The organism is Streptomyces sp. NPDC002057 (assembly GCF_040296665.1).
In the GTDB taxonomy this organism is placed as follows: Bacteria; Actinomycetota; Actinomycetes; order Streptomycetales; family Streptomycetaceae; genus Streptomyces.
In genome coordinates, this window is sequence record NZ_JBEOXR010000003.1 from 246299 (window position 1) to 260062 (window position 13764).

Genomic DNA, 13764 nt, shown 5'->3' on the forward strand with positions numbered 1-13764 from the left:
CGTGGTACAGCGCCAGAACCTTCTATAGATGGCTGACCTGGGAAAACCGTCCCTTCAAGGAACGTGTCGTGCTGTTCCGAGCGCGGTCCCTCGACGAGGCCATCGAACTGGCCGAGCGGGAGTCGGCCGAGTACGCCAGGGAAGGGGACCTCGAAGTCCTCGACATGGTGCAGGCATACCGGATCTCCCATGGTGACGAGGAGATGGGCGCGGGCACGGAGGTGTTCTCCAAACTGCATGAACTCGACCTCCCAGCGAACGCGTTCCTCGACCGCTACGACTCAGGACCGGCCCACACTCAGATCAGTGGGTGATGTCGTTGGCAGCGTTCGGTCCGACAGCAAGGCGTGGCCGCCGGCGCTCAACCATGACCGTGCGCTACGAAGTGACAGCGCTGGTCGAGATCATCCTCTCCCACCCCGGGGCGCAGTACGGGGCCGGAACGGGCGGTCGGGCGGGGGTGGAGGCGGGCAGGACCGGGTGGTCGATGTGGTGGTGCTCGACCTCCACGCCGTACGCCCCGCCCCACGCGACCCAGACGCGGGCCGCGACCGCTTCCGCCACCGCGACACTCCTTTTCCGGACCAAGGCCGATGGAAGGCTGGCACGCGACGGCCCGACTAGGTTGAGCGCATGACAAGCCTTGATCACCCCCAACTCTCCGGGTTGGGGCGGAACCCGTTGGCTCCTCAGGATGTCCTGGTGCGTCTGGCTACACACAAGGCCGGCCGACACGGGATATCGCAGCGTCGCGGGCGGCTGGAGGACGCCGTCGTCGATGCTCTGCTGACGCACGGCGACTGCAACACCGCTGTGGGCCTTCACGGGGACCGGATCTCCCCGGAGATGCGCCGAAGGATCGCCGAGCATCCCGATCCGGCGGTCCGCAACGCGTTCACAGACTTTGTCCGCGACATGGTCAACCGCGAGGTGCAGATCGGCATCGACGACCTGGAGGAAGCCTATGGCCAGCCTCGGATGATGCTCGCCAGCTCACCGAGTCCGAGCCTGCGTGCCGCGGTCGCACGAGCCTGGTACGACCGGCCTCTCGCCGTGCAACTGGATCTACTCGCTCACCCGGATCCTCAGGTCCGTGCAGCCGCCACCGAGCACAGGAATCCGGGTGTCCCGCCTGAGTGGAGGGAGCGTTGCCTTGCCGACCCTGCAGTGCGCATCAGCGTGGCACGCTATGTCCCACTCACATCGGAACAGTTTGCGCAGCTCATGCGGCACGAGGAAGAGGAGCTCCATCAGGCTGTCGCCGGTAACCCTCATCTGTCGGCAGAGATGGTTGCCCAGCTTTTGGGCATCGACGACCCGCTCGTGCGGGTCGCGGTTGCGCAAAGTCGGCATGTGGACGCCGAAACCCGGGAGCGACTGTATGCGCTCGTAGAAGCCGAACGCGCGGACGGAAGCATCGAGGCGGAAGTGGCTCTGGGCTGGAACTTCGCCGAACCGGACTGGCTGCGCGAGGCGCCTCTCGATGAGCAGATGTCCTACCTGGACTGCCAGTACACACCATTCCGGCGCGTACTGGCCTCCTGTCACGACCTGCCTGAAGAGGCATGGCGTCGGCTGGACAGCGACCCGGAACTCGCAGTCCGCCGTGCTGCCGCCCGTCGGCCGAACACACCACCGGAGGTTCTGGAGGGACTGGTCCGCGCTCACGGCGACGTATTGCACATCCGACCGCTGCTCGTCGACCACCCCCACTTCCCTCGTGACGTGCTGCGCACGTTCGTCGACGAGCCAAGCCCGAACGTGCGCTACCTCGCCCTGGAGGATCCGGAGCTGCCCCTGCCGTACCTTCAGCAGCTCGCCGCCGCTGCCGAGCCCTTCCTGCGCCGCGGGGTCGCCCGTCACCCCAACGTCACGGACGTGTTGCTGGAGCGGCTGCTCGGTGACCCGGACCCCCAGGTAGCCGACGACGCCGCTGCCAATTCTGTGCTGCGGCCGACCCAGATGTATCGGATCCTCACCGCTGCTGGCTTGTGACCCCACTAGGGCCTGTTGTGAAAGTAGTGGTCACGTGGGGTCTGGCGTCCACCGGGTAGTGGCGTCAGCATTTCGCGGAGCTGGGGAAGTGCCGTGCCGATCACAAACCCGCAGGTAGCGGGGCACGCATTCCTGCGGGAGATGTACGACGACTCGTACTTCCCTGACCACGTGGTCGACGAGGGGAGGGCGATCCTGCTGCAGCTGTGCGAGCGCATTGAGGCCGGGCAGCCGTCGGATCTGGAAACGCTGTATGGGCTCACCCAAGCCGCAACGGAGGAGTTCAACCTGCTGGACAGGGAGTTTGTGGCGGCGGGGAGCGGGATCGAGACGGTCGCCCGTGAGTGGATCTGCGACGAGTTCTGCTTCGTCGCGTCGTCATACGGGTTCGCGGATGCGGATGCGGATGCGGATGCGGATGCGGAGGAGTTGACCGCCGGCCGGGACTGTTGAACAGGGTCGAGAAGGTCGCCTCCGGTTAAAGCCGTTCGTTGAGAGCTGCGATCAAGACTGTCGCCTCGTAGCGGACCGCGAGCTTGTCGTACCGCGTGGCGACAGCACGGGTTCGAACTGCGGCAAGTCTCCGCGCTGTCCTGCCGTGATCACGATTGCCATGGGCTTCTGACACTGCTCGACGGCCAAGTGGAGCTTGGTGGTGAACCCGCCTCGCGACCGGCCCAGCCCATGATCACGGGGCTCGATGAAGACGCCGCCTGGTGCGGGGCGGCCGCCCCGCCCTGGCACCCTTCGGCAACAACGGTTCCAGCACCGCCCACTGCTCATCTGTGAGATCTCCCCGACCCATGAACCGTGATCATTCACAGTCAAAGATCCACTTTCGACACAGGCCCTACGTGCGGACGGCCCGCAGGGCGCCCTCCTCGCGGAGGTCGGCGAGGGTGGGGTAGCCGTCGACGGCCATGATCAGGTCGGCCTCGGCGAGCAGGGAGCGCAGCACGTGGACGACGCCGTCCGTGCCGCCGAGGGCCAGCCCGTACGCGTACGGGCGGCCGACGCCCACCGCCGTCGCGCCCAGGGCGAGCGCCTTGACGACATCGGCGCCGGAGCGGACCCCCGAGTCGAAGAGGACCGGGAGACCATCGGCGGCGGCGACCACGCCGGGCAGCGCGTCGAGGGCGGGCAGTCCGCCGTTGGCCTGACGGCCGCCGTGGTTGGAGCAGTAGACGCCGTCGACGCCGCCGTCCCTGGCCCGGCGGACGTCCTCGGGGTGGCAGATGCCCTTGAGGACGATCGGCAGGTCCGTGAGCGAGCGGAGCCAGGCCAGGTCGTCCCAGACGAGCGGCTTGCCGAAGACACCGGCCCACTCCAGGACGGCCGCGCGCGGGTCCTCCTCGGGGGCCTTCGCGAGGCGGGCGCGGAAGACGGGGTCGGAGGTGTAGTTCGCGAGCGCGTGACCGCGCAGCTGGGGGAAGTTGCTGGTGGCGAGGTCGCGCGGTCGCCAGCCGGTGATCCAGGTGTCGAGCGTGACGACGATGCCCCGGAACCCGGCCGCCTCGGCCCGGTGCACGAGGCTCTCCGCGAGGTCGCGGTCGGTGGGGGTGTAGAGCTGGAAGAAGCCCGGCGTGTCCCCGAACTCCGCGGCGACCTGCTCCATCGGGTCGACGGTGAGCGTGGAGGCGATCATGGGCACGCCGGTGCGGGCGGCGGCGCGGGCGGTCGCCAGGTCGCCGTGCCCGTCCTGGGCGCAGAGTCCGATGACCCCGACCGGCGCCATGAACAGCGGGGACGGCAGCTTCAGTCCGAACAGGTCGACGGACAGGTCACGCCGGTCGGCGCCGACCATCATGCGCGGTACGAGCCCCCAGGAGCGGAAGGCCGTGGCGTTGGCCTCCTGGGTGTGCTCGTCACCCGCACCGCCCGCCACGTACGACCACAGCGAGGGCGGGAGCGCCGCCCGCGCCTTCGTCTCCAGTTCGGCGAAGGTCATCGGCAGTGTCGGGAGCACCCCGAAGAGTCCGTCGAAGTAGATCTCGTGCTGGTAGTCGCCGTACTGCTGGGGCATGGGAGGACTCGTCCCTTCCGGTTCCTGTCGGCCACCTGCCGGAGCGCTCGGAGCGCCCCAAGTGGTGGCCCCCATCGTGCCCGTCACACGCGCGCGTGACCATGGAACGGCGGCCGGGAATCGGTACGGAGCGGGGTGGAGCGGCGGCCGGGACGGGGAGCGGTCACGAACGCGTCGCCGTCCCGCACCTGCCGTCCGTGCCTCCCGAACCCTCGGAGATCGGCGTACTGCGGTCGTACGGGTCGACGGTCTCCCCGCCGGTCGAGCCGTCGGCGCCGCGCTCCGCACCGAACTCCGGGCGGAAGTAGCCGCTGTGGTTGTCGCAGCCGCCGTTGGTCATGTCGACCTTGTACGAGACGAGCGAGAAGGTTCCGGGCTCGGTGATGATCTTCGAGGGGTCGTCCCAGCTCATCACCACCTCGCGCCGCACGACGGTGCGCACGACCTCGTCGCTGCCCGCCTCCGCCCGGACCACCGGATACACGGAGGTGACGTCGGCGGTCACCTCCAGGGCGCCCCGCTCGCCTTCCCGGTAGGTGAGGCGGCCCCGGGTCTTCACGACGTCGCCGACCACGCGCGCGTGGGAGGCCTCGAACCGGCTGAAGAGGAGCAGCGGATCGTTCTCCGCGCTCGGCGTGCGGAACGCGGCCGACAGATACGTCTTCATGTCCGGCTGGTGCGGGTTGATCAGGGCGATGGCCCGGGTGGGGCGCTCACCGCGCAGCACGGCCGGGTCGAGACCGGCCGCGGCGAGGAAGTCGCGGCTCTGCCGCAGGGATCGTTCCACCTGCGCCTCGTCCATCCAGCCGGTCGCCCGGGCAGCCGGGACCGTGATCCCGGCCGTGCCGTCGGCCCAACGCGCCGCGGGCGAGCCCTTGAACGGGTCGTCGAGCGTGGGGCGTCCGGCCGGCTCCACGGGCGGCGCCTGGGTCGGCCGCCCCGACTCCTGGGCCAGTGGCGGCCCCTCCGCGCCGGAGGAGCCGATCATGTCCCACGGGTCGAACGCCGCCACCAGCAGGGCCACCGCGGCGATCAGCCCGACCACGTACCGGCCTTTCCGCCGCCGGGGCTGGGGCGGTGTGTACGTACGCCAGCCCTGTTCCCCGGCCGGTTGGTCACCCAGCCGTCCCGCCACCGTCCGGGCGCGCGCCGACGGTTCCTTCGGCGCGTCCGGCACCCCGTCCACGGAGTCCCGCAGGAACTGCTCCCAGACGTCGTCCGGCACGGACGACCCGTCCTTCTCCCCAGGTGTGTGCACGGCTCGCCGCCCCCGTCGTCGAATCGGCCCCTCCCCAGGGCCTTCTCATGATCGTATAGCGGCTCCACGGCCGTGCCGGCCGATCGGATGTGACATTGCATCGGTGAACGGCTGTCGTCCGTCCGCCGAAAGGAACCCGGCCCCTCCGTCGTCCGGCGCTACCGGTCCCGCTTGCCCTCGGCCCACAGGGAGCGGACGTGGCCCAGGTGCCGCGTCATGCACTGCTCGGCGCCCTCGGCGTCGCCGGCGATCATCAGGTCGAGCAGCTCCAGGTGCTCCTCCGCCGACGGGACGAGGTCGCCGCTCCGGTCCAGGGCGGTGAGGCCGTACAGGCGCGACCGCTTGCGCAGGTCGCCGACGGTCTCGACGAGCCGCTCGTTGCCGGCGAGGCCGAGCAGCGTGAGGTGGAACAGCCGGTCGGCCTCCAGGTAGCCGATGAGGTCGTGCTCGCGGGCCGCGCGCACGATCTCCTCGGCGACCGGGCGGAGCGCCTCCAGGTCCTCGCGGGACGCGATCCCGGTGACCCTGCCGACCGTCGGGATCTCGATGAGGGCACGGATCTCGGTGTACTGGTCGAGGTCGCGCTCGTCGACCTCGGTGACCCGGAACCCCTTGTTGCGCACGGGCTCGACGAGGCCCTCACGGGCCAGGTCGAGCATCGCCTCGCGGACGGGGGTGGCGGAGATGCCGAAGTCCTCGGCGAGGGTCGGCGCCGAGTACACCACCCCGGGGCGCAGCTCTCCGGAGATCAGGGCGGCACGCAGGGCATGGGCGACCTGGTCGCGGAGCCGTTCCCGGGAGGCGTTGAGGTCGCGGTGGGTCAGGTGCCCCATGACGGTGGTGATCCCTTCGGTCCGGTTGACATCACCACCGTACGATGTCACGTCGCCGCACCCGCCGGTGCCAGGGTGTACGTCCGGCCGGACGTGTAGAACTCCAGGGCCGCGCCGCCCTGCTCGCGGGGCCCGTGGCCGGAGTGTTTGGCGCCGCCGAACGGCAGGTGGAAGTCGACGCCGGTGGACGGGGCGTTGATCCGGATCATCCCGGTGTCGAGCAGGTCGAGGCCGTTCAGGGCCGCGTTCAGGTCGGCCGTGTGGACCGAGGTGACGAGGCCGTACGGTACGGAGTTGGTGATCCGGATCGCGTGCGCGAGGTCGTCGGCGGGCAGCAGGGACGCGACGGGCCCGAAGACCTCCTCGCGCAGCAGCGGGTGCCCCGGGGCGACCTTCTCGACCAGGGTCGGGGCAGCGTACCAGCCGGACCGCTCGGGCACCGTGCCGCCCGCGAGGACGGAGAGGCCCCGGCAGGCGTCGGCCACCCTGTCGCGAGCGCTCTCGTGGATGAGCGGCCCGCACACGGTGGCCGGATCCGCGGGGTCGCCGACGGGGAGGGCCCGCAGGGCTTCGGAGAGCGCCTCGCGCAACGGGTCGAGCGAGGTGCCGACCGCGACGACGCGGCTGGTGGCGGTGCACTTCTGGCCCGCGTACCCCGCGACGGAGGCGGCGATGTGGGCGGCCGCCTGCTCGATGTCCGCGTCCGGCAGGACGAGCGCGGCGTTGAGCCCGCCCATCTCGGCCTGCACGGGGATGCCCCGGGCGGTGGCGGCACGGACCACCGCCCGGCCGACGGGGGTGGAGCCGGTGAAGGAGACGACGTCGGCGGCGGAGACGAGCGCGTTGCCCTCGGTCGCCCCGCCGGGCAGCACGGTGAACACCGCCTCCGGCAGCTCGCGTCGCACGATCTCCGCCAGCCGCAGGGCGCACGCCGTGGCCTCGGGGGCGGGCTTGAGGACGACCGTGTTCCCCGCCGCGAGGGCCGGGGCCGCCTTCCAGGTCGGGATGGCGAAGGGGAAGTTCCAGGGGGTGATCAGTCCGGCCACGCCGTGCGGTCGCCGCCGGGTGAGGAGCAGTCCGGGGCCCGTCGCGGTCTCGTGGACGGCGCCGGTGGCTCCGAACGGGGCCTGGGCGTAGTAGCGCCAGATCGCCGCGGCGCGGGCCACCTCGGCCCGGGCCTCGGCGAGCGGCTTGCCCACCTCGCGCACGGCGAGCGCGGCCAGTTCCCCGGCCGCGGCCTCGATGCCGGAGGCGATCGCACCGAGGGCCGCGGAGCGGGCGGCGGCTCCGCCGAGGAGCCAGCCGGGCTGGGCGGCCCGGGCCCGTTCGACGGTGTCGACGGCCGCGAAGGCGCCGGGCGCGGGGGTCCGCAGGATGACGTCGGCCGGGTCGGCCGGGTTGCGGGAGATGACGGTGGGAAGGACGTCGGTCACGGGAGGAAGCCTCCGGGGGAAGGGGTCGTACGGGTCGGGTGGGACGGCGCGGAGGCCGGCCCCGGAGCGGTGGAGGGGGCCGACTCCGAGGCCGGCCCCGGCCTCACCTCCGCGCGCGGCCTCGCGCGCGGCCGGCTCGGCGCGGGCTTCCGCGTACGGCCGGGTCGGTGCGCGTTCGCGTGCGCGGCCGGCTCGGTGTGCAGGCTCGCGTGCGGCCGGCTCGGTGTGCAGGCTCGGTGCGCGTTCGCGCGGGTGTCGTCAGCGGTGGCCGTCGGCGACGGCCTTCTCGGTGGCGGTGCGCACGCCGCTCTCGATCGCTCCGGTGAGCGGGTGCCGGGGCGGACGGGTCGGGCCTCCGCGGCGGCCCGCGATGTCCATGGAGAGCTTGATGGACTGGACGAACTCCGTCTTGGAGTCCCAGCGGAGCAGGGAGTGCAGGGACTTGTACAGCGGCACGGCGGTGGCGAGGTCTCCCGCGACCGCGGCGTGGTAGAGCTCGGAGCAGCTCACGGGGAGGGCGTTGGGGTAGCCGGCGATCCAGCCGACCGCGCCGGCGACGGCGAGTTCCAGGAGGACGTCGTCGGCGCCGATCAGCAGGTCGAGTTCCGGGGCGAGTTCGGCGATCTCGTAGGCGCGGCGGACGTCTCCGCTGAACTCCTTGACGGCGACGATGCTGCCGTCGGCGTGCAGGCGGGCCAGCAGGCCGGGGGTGAGGTCGACCTTGGTGTCGATGGGGTTGTTGTACGCGACGACCGGGATGCCGACTCCCGCCACCTCGGTGTAGTGGGCGCGGACGGCCTCCTCGTCGGCGCGGTAGGTGTTGGGCGGCAGGAGGAGGACGGAGCCGCAGCCGGCCTCGGCGGCCTGCTCGGCCCAGCGGCGGGCCTCGGCGCTGCCGTAGGCGGCGACGCCGGGCATGACGCGTGTGCCGTCACCGGCGGCTTCGACGGCGGTACGGACGACCTGGGCGCGCTCGTCGTCGGTGAGGGTCTGGTACTCGCCGAGGGAGCCGTTCGGCACGACGCCGTCGCAGCCGTTGGCGAGGAGCCAGGCGACGTGCTCGGCGTAGGCGTCGTGGTCGACGCTCAGGTCCTCCCGGAAGGGGAGGGTGGTGGCGACCATGATGCCGCGCCAGGGGCGCGTGGTGTTCCAGGTGGTGTCGGTCATGGCGACGGACCTCTCTATAGCATGTGACATTTTATAGATGGGTGGAAGGAGCTGCCCTGGCGGGCTTCTCCCGCCGGGCCCCGCTCTAGGGGGCGTCGGGGTGCCGGTCGCCGGTCGGGTCGACCGGATCGCCCAGCGCGGCGAGTGTCCCCAGGGGGACGGGGACGGCGAACGGGCGCCGTTCGGCGGGCGGTTCGGCGGGGCCGCCGCGCGCCGCGAGGCACGCCACCGCCGTCCCGCACATCCGCCCCTGGCACCAGCCCATGCCGGCCCGCGTGAGGAGTTTGACCGTCCGCGCGTCGTGGGCGCCGAGGTCGGCGGCCGCCTCGCGCACCCGCCCCGCGGTCACCTCCTCGCAGCGGCACACGTCCGTGTCGTCGTCCAGCCACGCGGGCCACCCGGGGCCGGGCGCGTGGGCCGCCGCCATCACCTCGGCGAAGGCGCGCATCCGGTCCCGGCGACGGCGCAGTCCGCCGGTCCCGCCGGTGGACTCCGCCCGGCGGCCCCGCAGCCGGGCGGCGACCGCGCGCCCCGCCAGCTCTCCTTCGGTCCGGGCGAGTCCGGCGCCTCCCACGCCACCGGTCTCGCCCGCCGCCCACAGTCCGGGCACCGAGGTCTCCTGATCTCCGTCCACGGCGAGCCCCAGGGTCCCGTCCGGCAGTGGACGGGTGGCACAGCCGAGGGCGGTGGCCAGCTCGATCTGGGGGACGAGGCCGTGCCCGACGGCCAGGGCGTCGCAGGCGATCCGCCGCCCCGTCCCCGGCACGGGCCGCCAGTCGCGGTCGAGCCGGGTGACGGTGACGGCCGCGACCCGGTCGGTGCCGTGCACCTCGGTGACCGCGCTGCCCGGCAGCACCCGCACGCGGTGCCGGAGCAGGGCGGCCCCGTGCGTCAGGGCCTCGGCCGCCTTCGCGGGGTTGGTGACGAGCGCGCGGGGGCTGCGGGCGTACCGCAGATAGCCGGCGGCCTCGACCACGGCGGGCACCTTCGCCCCCGCCGCCGCGAGCGAGGAGGCGACGGCGAGCAGGAGGGGGCCGCTGCCGGCCACGACGACGCGGCGGCCGGGGAGCACGAGCCCGGACTTGAGCATGGCCTGCGCTCCCCCGGCGCCGACGACGCCGGGCAGGGTCCAGCCGGGGAAGGGAAGTTGGCGCTCGTACGCACCGGTGGCGAGCAGCAGGGTCCGGGCCCGCACCAGGGCGGGCCGTTCGGCGGTGCCGTCGGCGCCGGTGACCGCGTGCACCGCCCAGGTCCCGTCCGCTTCCCGTACCACCGACCACACGTGGTGTCCGGAGAGACGGGTGACGTCGCTCGCCGCCAGGCGCCGGCGCAGATCGGAGAAGGCGGACCAGTCGTGGTGGAGGGCCTCGGGCCGTACGGCCCCGAGCGCGGGCGCCGGATGCCGGTAGAACTGCCCGCCGGAGTGGGCGGAGGAGTCCAGCAGGGCCACGGAGAGGCCGAGTTCGGAGGCGGCGACGGCGCCGGCGAGCCCGGCGGAGCCGGCGCCCACGACGGCGAGGTCGTACGGTCCGCCCGCCGCGCGCGCTCCGCGCGGCTCAGACGGCGAGGCGGTCATGGCCGTGTCCTTCCTGGGTGGTGATCGCGTCGCCGGGGCGGGCGGGGACCAGACAGGCACGGCGGTTGGGTTCGCCGTTGACCGTGGCCAGGCAGTCGTAGCACTGGCCGATGCCGCAGAAGGCGCCGCGCGGCCGGCCTCCGTCCCGGGTGGTGCGCCAGGCGAGGATGCCGGCGCCCCACAGGGCGGCGGCGACGGTCTGTCCGGGCAGGGCGCTGACGCTCCGGCCGTCGAAGGTGATCTCGAACGGCGGATCGGGCTGTGCGCCGACCAGGTCGGCGGGGGTGCGGGCCACGGGCCCTCCTCTCGTGACGGGGACGGTGACGGTACGGGCGCGCCTCAGCGCTCGGACGCGGCGGGGCTTCCGGGGGCGGCGGGGCTCTCGGGTGCGGCGAACCGGTCCGGACGGAACGGATCGATGTCGAGGGGCGGCCGGTCGCCGGTCAGGCAGGCCGCGATGATCCGCCCGGTCACCGGCGCGAGGCCGATGCCCGCGCCTTCGTGTCCGCAGGCGTGCAGCAGTCCGGGGACGCGCGGGTCGGGGCCGATCGCGGGCAGGTGGTCCGGCAGGTAGGGGCGGAAGCCGAGGTAGGTCCGCATGGCGCGCACGGTGGCGAGGACCGGGAACAGGGCGGTGGCTCCGGCGGCGAGACGGCGCAGCACCTCGGTGGAGAGGCTCCGGTCGAAGCCGACCCGTTCGCGGCTGGCGCCGATCAGGACGGGCCCGGCCGGGGTGCCCTCGACGACCGCCGAGGTCTGCAGGGCCGCGGAGCCGCTGGCCACGTCGGCCACGTAGTCGGCGGCGTACACCTTGTGGCGGACCACGCGGGGCAGCGGTTCGGTGACGAGGACGAAGCCCCTGCGGGGCATGACGGGCAGGTGCACGCCGGCGAGTCCGGCGAGGGTGCCGCCCCAGGTTCCGGCGGCGTTGACGACGTACGGGGCGTGGAGCTCCCCCGCGGTGGTCCGTACGCCGCGGATCTCACCGGACGCGCCGGTGAGCAGGCCGACGACCTCCTCCCCCAGGCGCAGCCTGACGCGGTCGCCGCCGGTGCGCAGCAGGTGGGCGGCGGCGTGGGCGGGCATCACCTGGGCGTCCTGAGGGTAGCGGTAGCCGCCCGCGAGGCCGTGGGCGAGGTGGGGCTCCAGGTCGTGGAGCCGGTCCCCCGGTATCTCCTGGGCGGTGACGCCCGCCTTCTCCTGACGGGCCGCGAACTCCCGCAGGGCACCCATCCCGGCCTCGCCCGCCGCGACGACGAGGCCGCCCTTGGCCTCGTACTCGACCCGCTCGGGGAGCTCTTCGGCGAGCTCCCGCCACAACGAGGTGGCGAGCAGGGCGAGTTCGAGCTCGGGTCCCGGTTCCTTGTCGGAGACCAGGAGGTTGCCCTCCCCGGCGCCCGTGGTTCCGCCGGAGACGGAACCGCGGTCGACGACGGTGACGGTGAGGCCGGCGCGGGCGGCGTAGTGGGCACAGGCCGCGCCGACGACGCCGGCGCCGACGACGATGAGGTCCGAGGGTTTTCTCGTGGGCACAGCAGTAATATTTCACATGGCACTAACCTTGCCAAGACCCCGAAGCGGAGCATTCCAGTCGGCCGGAGCCACGCCGGACGCCACCCGGACACGGATGCGTAACGGACGCCCCGACACCTTGTCAGTGCAATTTCACATTACTATGTTACAGGTCACATTCCAGCCCCTGGCTGTCCGACCGCTCTCTCGGAGTGACCCTCATGAACAAGCGCACGTGCACCCTGGCCACCGCCCTGGTGACGACCCTGGCCCTCGGCGCGACCGGCTGCGCCGGCGGCACGACGTCCGACAGCTCCACCCGGGGCCGCGAGAACCCCGCGCTCTCCAACAACGGCGCGGTCGTGGGCGGCACCCCGCAGAAGGGCGGCACCCTCACCATCCTGTCCAACCAGGACTTCACCCACCTCGACCCGGCCCGCAACTGGGTGATGGGCGACATGGACTTCGGCACGCGGCTCCTCTACCGCACCCTCCTCACGTACCGGGCCGAACCGGGTGCGAAGGGCGGGGAGCTCACCACCGACCTGGCCGAGGACCTCGGCGTCTCCTCCGACGGCGCCAGGACCTGGACCTTCAGACTCAAGCCGGGGCTGAAGTACGAGGACGGCACCCCGATCACCGCCCAGGACGTCAAGTACAACGTGGAGCGGTCCTTCTCCCCGGACCTGCCCGGCGGCCCCGACTACGCCGCCCGCTACCTCATCGGCGCCGAGGGCTACCAGGGCCCTGCGCGGGGAAGGCACCTCGACTCCGTGAAGACCCCGGACGAGCGCACGATCGTCTTCGAACTCCGCAAGCCCTTCGCCGAGTTCCCCTACGCGACCACGCTGCCCACCTTCAGCCCCGTCCCCAAGTCCCGGGACAGGGGACCGCAGTACGACAACCGGCCCTTCTCCTCCGGCCCGTACAAGATCGAGACGTACGCCCGGGACAAGCAGATCGTCCTCGTGCGCAACACCCACTGGAGCGCCTCGACGGACACCGTCCGCAAGGCGTACCCGGACCGGATCGTCGTCACCATGGGCCTCAAGGCCAACCAGGTCGACGACCGCCTCATCGCCTCCACCGGCGCCGACGCCTCCGCGGTCGCCTGGGCCTCGCTCCGCCCCGAGTCCACCCCCAAGGTGCTCACCGAGCCCGGCGTCCGGGCACGCCTCCTCGCCGAGTCGACCAACTGCACCGAGATGGTGCAGATGCACACCGGCCGCGCGCCCTTCGACGACGTCAGGGTCCGCCGGGCCGTGCAGTACGCCCTGGACCGCGAGGCCCTCCTCACGGCCTCCGGCGGTCCCGCGCTCAACGACCCCGCCAGCGCGCTCATGCCCGGCTCCCTCTTCGGCGGCAAGCAGCCCGACACACTGCGGATCCCGCTCACCGGCGACGTCGAGAAGGCCAAGCAGCTCCTGAAGGAGGCGGGCAGGGCCGACGGCATCACCACCAGCGTCACCGTCTCCACCGGCGACAAGGCCATCGGCGAGGCGATCCAGCAGTCCCTGGGCCGGGCCGGGATCAAGGTCACCATCGAGACCGTCGACCCGTCCGCCTTCTACGACACGATCGGCGACACCAAGAACCGCACGGACCTCACGTACACCGGCTGGTGTCCGGACTTCCCCTCCGGCTCGACCTTCCTCCCCTTCGTCTTCGACGGCCGCTACATCAAGGAGAAGGGCAACTCCGGCAACCACTCGCTCTTCCGCGACGACGCCACGATGAAGCGCATGGACGAGATCGCCGCGATGACCGACGCCCAGCGGGCGAACCAGGCGTGGCGGGAGCTCGACGCCCAGATCCTCGCCAAGGCCCCGACCGCGCCCGGCGTCGTCGAGCGCAAGCCCCTGCTGATCGGCACCAACATCGCCGGCGCCTACGGCCACACCTCCTTCGGCGGACAGATCGACTACGCGACGGTCGGCCTCAAGGACCCCGCGAAGAGCGCGAGCTGA

The 13764-nt window shown here is 72.3% G+C and carries 13 protein-coding genes and 1 pseudogene; 4 read left to right on the plus strand and 10 right to left on the minus strand.

Annotated features, from left to right (window positions below; translation table 11 throughout):
• Window positions 1-68: 68 nt before the first annotated feature.
• On the plus strand, window positions 69-314 hold the full coding sequence (locus tag ABT129_RS04375; protein ID WP_351896371.1) for a hypothetical protein: 246 nt from the start codon (window positions 69-71) through the stop codon (window positions 312-314).
• 64 nt (window positions 315-378) lie between these two features.
• Here ABT129_RS04375 and ABT129_RS04380 read toward each other — a convergent pair whose 3' ends face one another.
• Window positions 379-564 (minus strand): hypothetical protein, encoded by a 186-nt coding sequence (locus ABT129_RS04380; protein ID WP_351896373.1) that lies wholly within the window; start codon window positions 562-564, stop codon window positions 379-381.
• A gap of 69 nt (window positions 565-633) precedes the next feature.
• Between ABT129_RS04380 and ABT129_RS04385 the strand changes: the two genes are divergently transcribed.
• The gene (locus ABT129_RS04385) at window positions 634-1995 is read left to right on the plus strand and encodes a hypothetical protein (protein WP_351896375.1); all 1362 of its coding nucleotides are present in this window, start codon (window positions 634-636) and stop codon (window positions 1993-1995) included.
• A gap of 93 nt (window positions 1996-2088) precedes the next feature.
• A complete protein-coding gene (locus ABT129_RS04390) occupies window positions 2089-2448 on the plus strand; it encodes a DUF5713 family protein (RefSeq protein ID WP_351896377.1) in 360 nt (119 codons plus the stop codon).
• Between the two features lie 132 nt (window positions 2449-2580).
• Here the strand turns inward: ABT129_RS04390 and ABT129_RS04395 are convergent.
• The 9 genes and pseudogenes from ABT129_RS04395 to ABT129_RS04435 form a co-directional block, all read right to left on the minus strand.
• Window positions 2581-2679: pseudogene (locus ABT129_RS04395) on the minus strand (IS5 family transposase); the annotation flags it as partial.
• A 166-nt stretch (window positions 2680-2845) separates the two neighbouring features.
• Entirely contained in the window at window positions 2846-4018 is a 1173-nt protein-coding gene (locus ABT129_RS04400; protein WP_351896379.1) for an alpha-hydroxy-acid oxidizing protein, read from the minus strand.
• A gap of 163 nt (window positions 4019-4181) precedes the next feature.
• The gene (locus ABT129_RS04405; protein WP_351896381.1) at window positions 4182-5243 is read right to left on the minus strand and encodes a hypothetical protein; all 1062 of its coding nucleotides are present in this window, start codon (window positions 5241-5243) and stop codon (window positions 4182-4184) included.
• A gap of 191 nt (window positions 5244-5434) precedes the next feature.
• On the minus strand, window positions 5435-6109 hold the full coding sequence (locus ABT129_RS04410; RefSeq protein ID WP_351896383.1) for a GntR family transcriptional regulator: 675 nt from the start codon (window positions 6107-6109) through the stop codon (window positions 5435-5437).
• Between the two features lie 47 nt (window positions 6110-6156).
• Window positions 6157-7542 (minus strand): aldehyde dehydrogenase family protein, encoded by a 1386-nt coding sequence (locus ABT129_RS04415; RefSeq protein WP_351896385.1) that lies wholly within the window; start codon window positions 7540-7542, stop codon window positions 6157-6159.
• A gap of 258 nt (window positions 7543-7800) precedes the next feature.
• Window positions 7801-8709, minus strand: coding sequence for a dihydrodipicolinate synthase family protein (locus tag ABT129_RS04420; RefSeq protein ID WP_351896387.1), 909 nt, complete (start codon window positions 8707-8709; stop codon window positions 7801-7803).
• A gap of 85 nt (window positions 8710-8794) precedes the next feature.
• Entirely contained in the window at window positions 8795-10285 is a 1491-nt protein-coding gene (locus tag ABT129_RS04425; protein WP_351896389.1) for an FAD/NAD(P)-dependent oxidoreductase, read from the minus strand.
• Window positions 10266-10580, minus strand: a complete 315-nt coding sequence (locus ABT129_RS04430; RefSeq protein WP_351896393.1) for a (2Fe-2S)-binding protein — start codon at window positions 10578-10580, stop codon at window positions 10266-10268. Before ABT129_RS04430 ends, ABT129_RS04425 begins: the two co-directional genes overlap by 20 nt.
• A gap of 44 nt (window positions 10581-10624) precedes the next feature.
• Complete coding sequence (locus ABT129_RS04435; protein ID WP_351896395.1) at window positions 10625-11818, minus strand: NAD(P)/FAD-dependent oxidoreductase; 1194 nt, start codon at window positions 11816-11818, stop codon at window positions 10625-10627.
• A gap of 200 nt (window positions 11819-12018) precedes the next feature.
• On the opposite strand from ABT129_RS04435, the gene ABT129_RS04440 reads away from it, so the two are divergent.
• A complete protein-coding gene (locus ABT129_RS04440; protein ID WP_351896397.1) occupies window positions 12019-13764 on the plus strand; it encodes an ABC transporter substrate-binding protein in 1746 nt (581 codons plus the stop codon).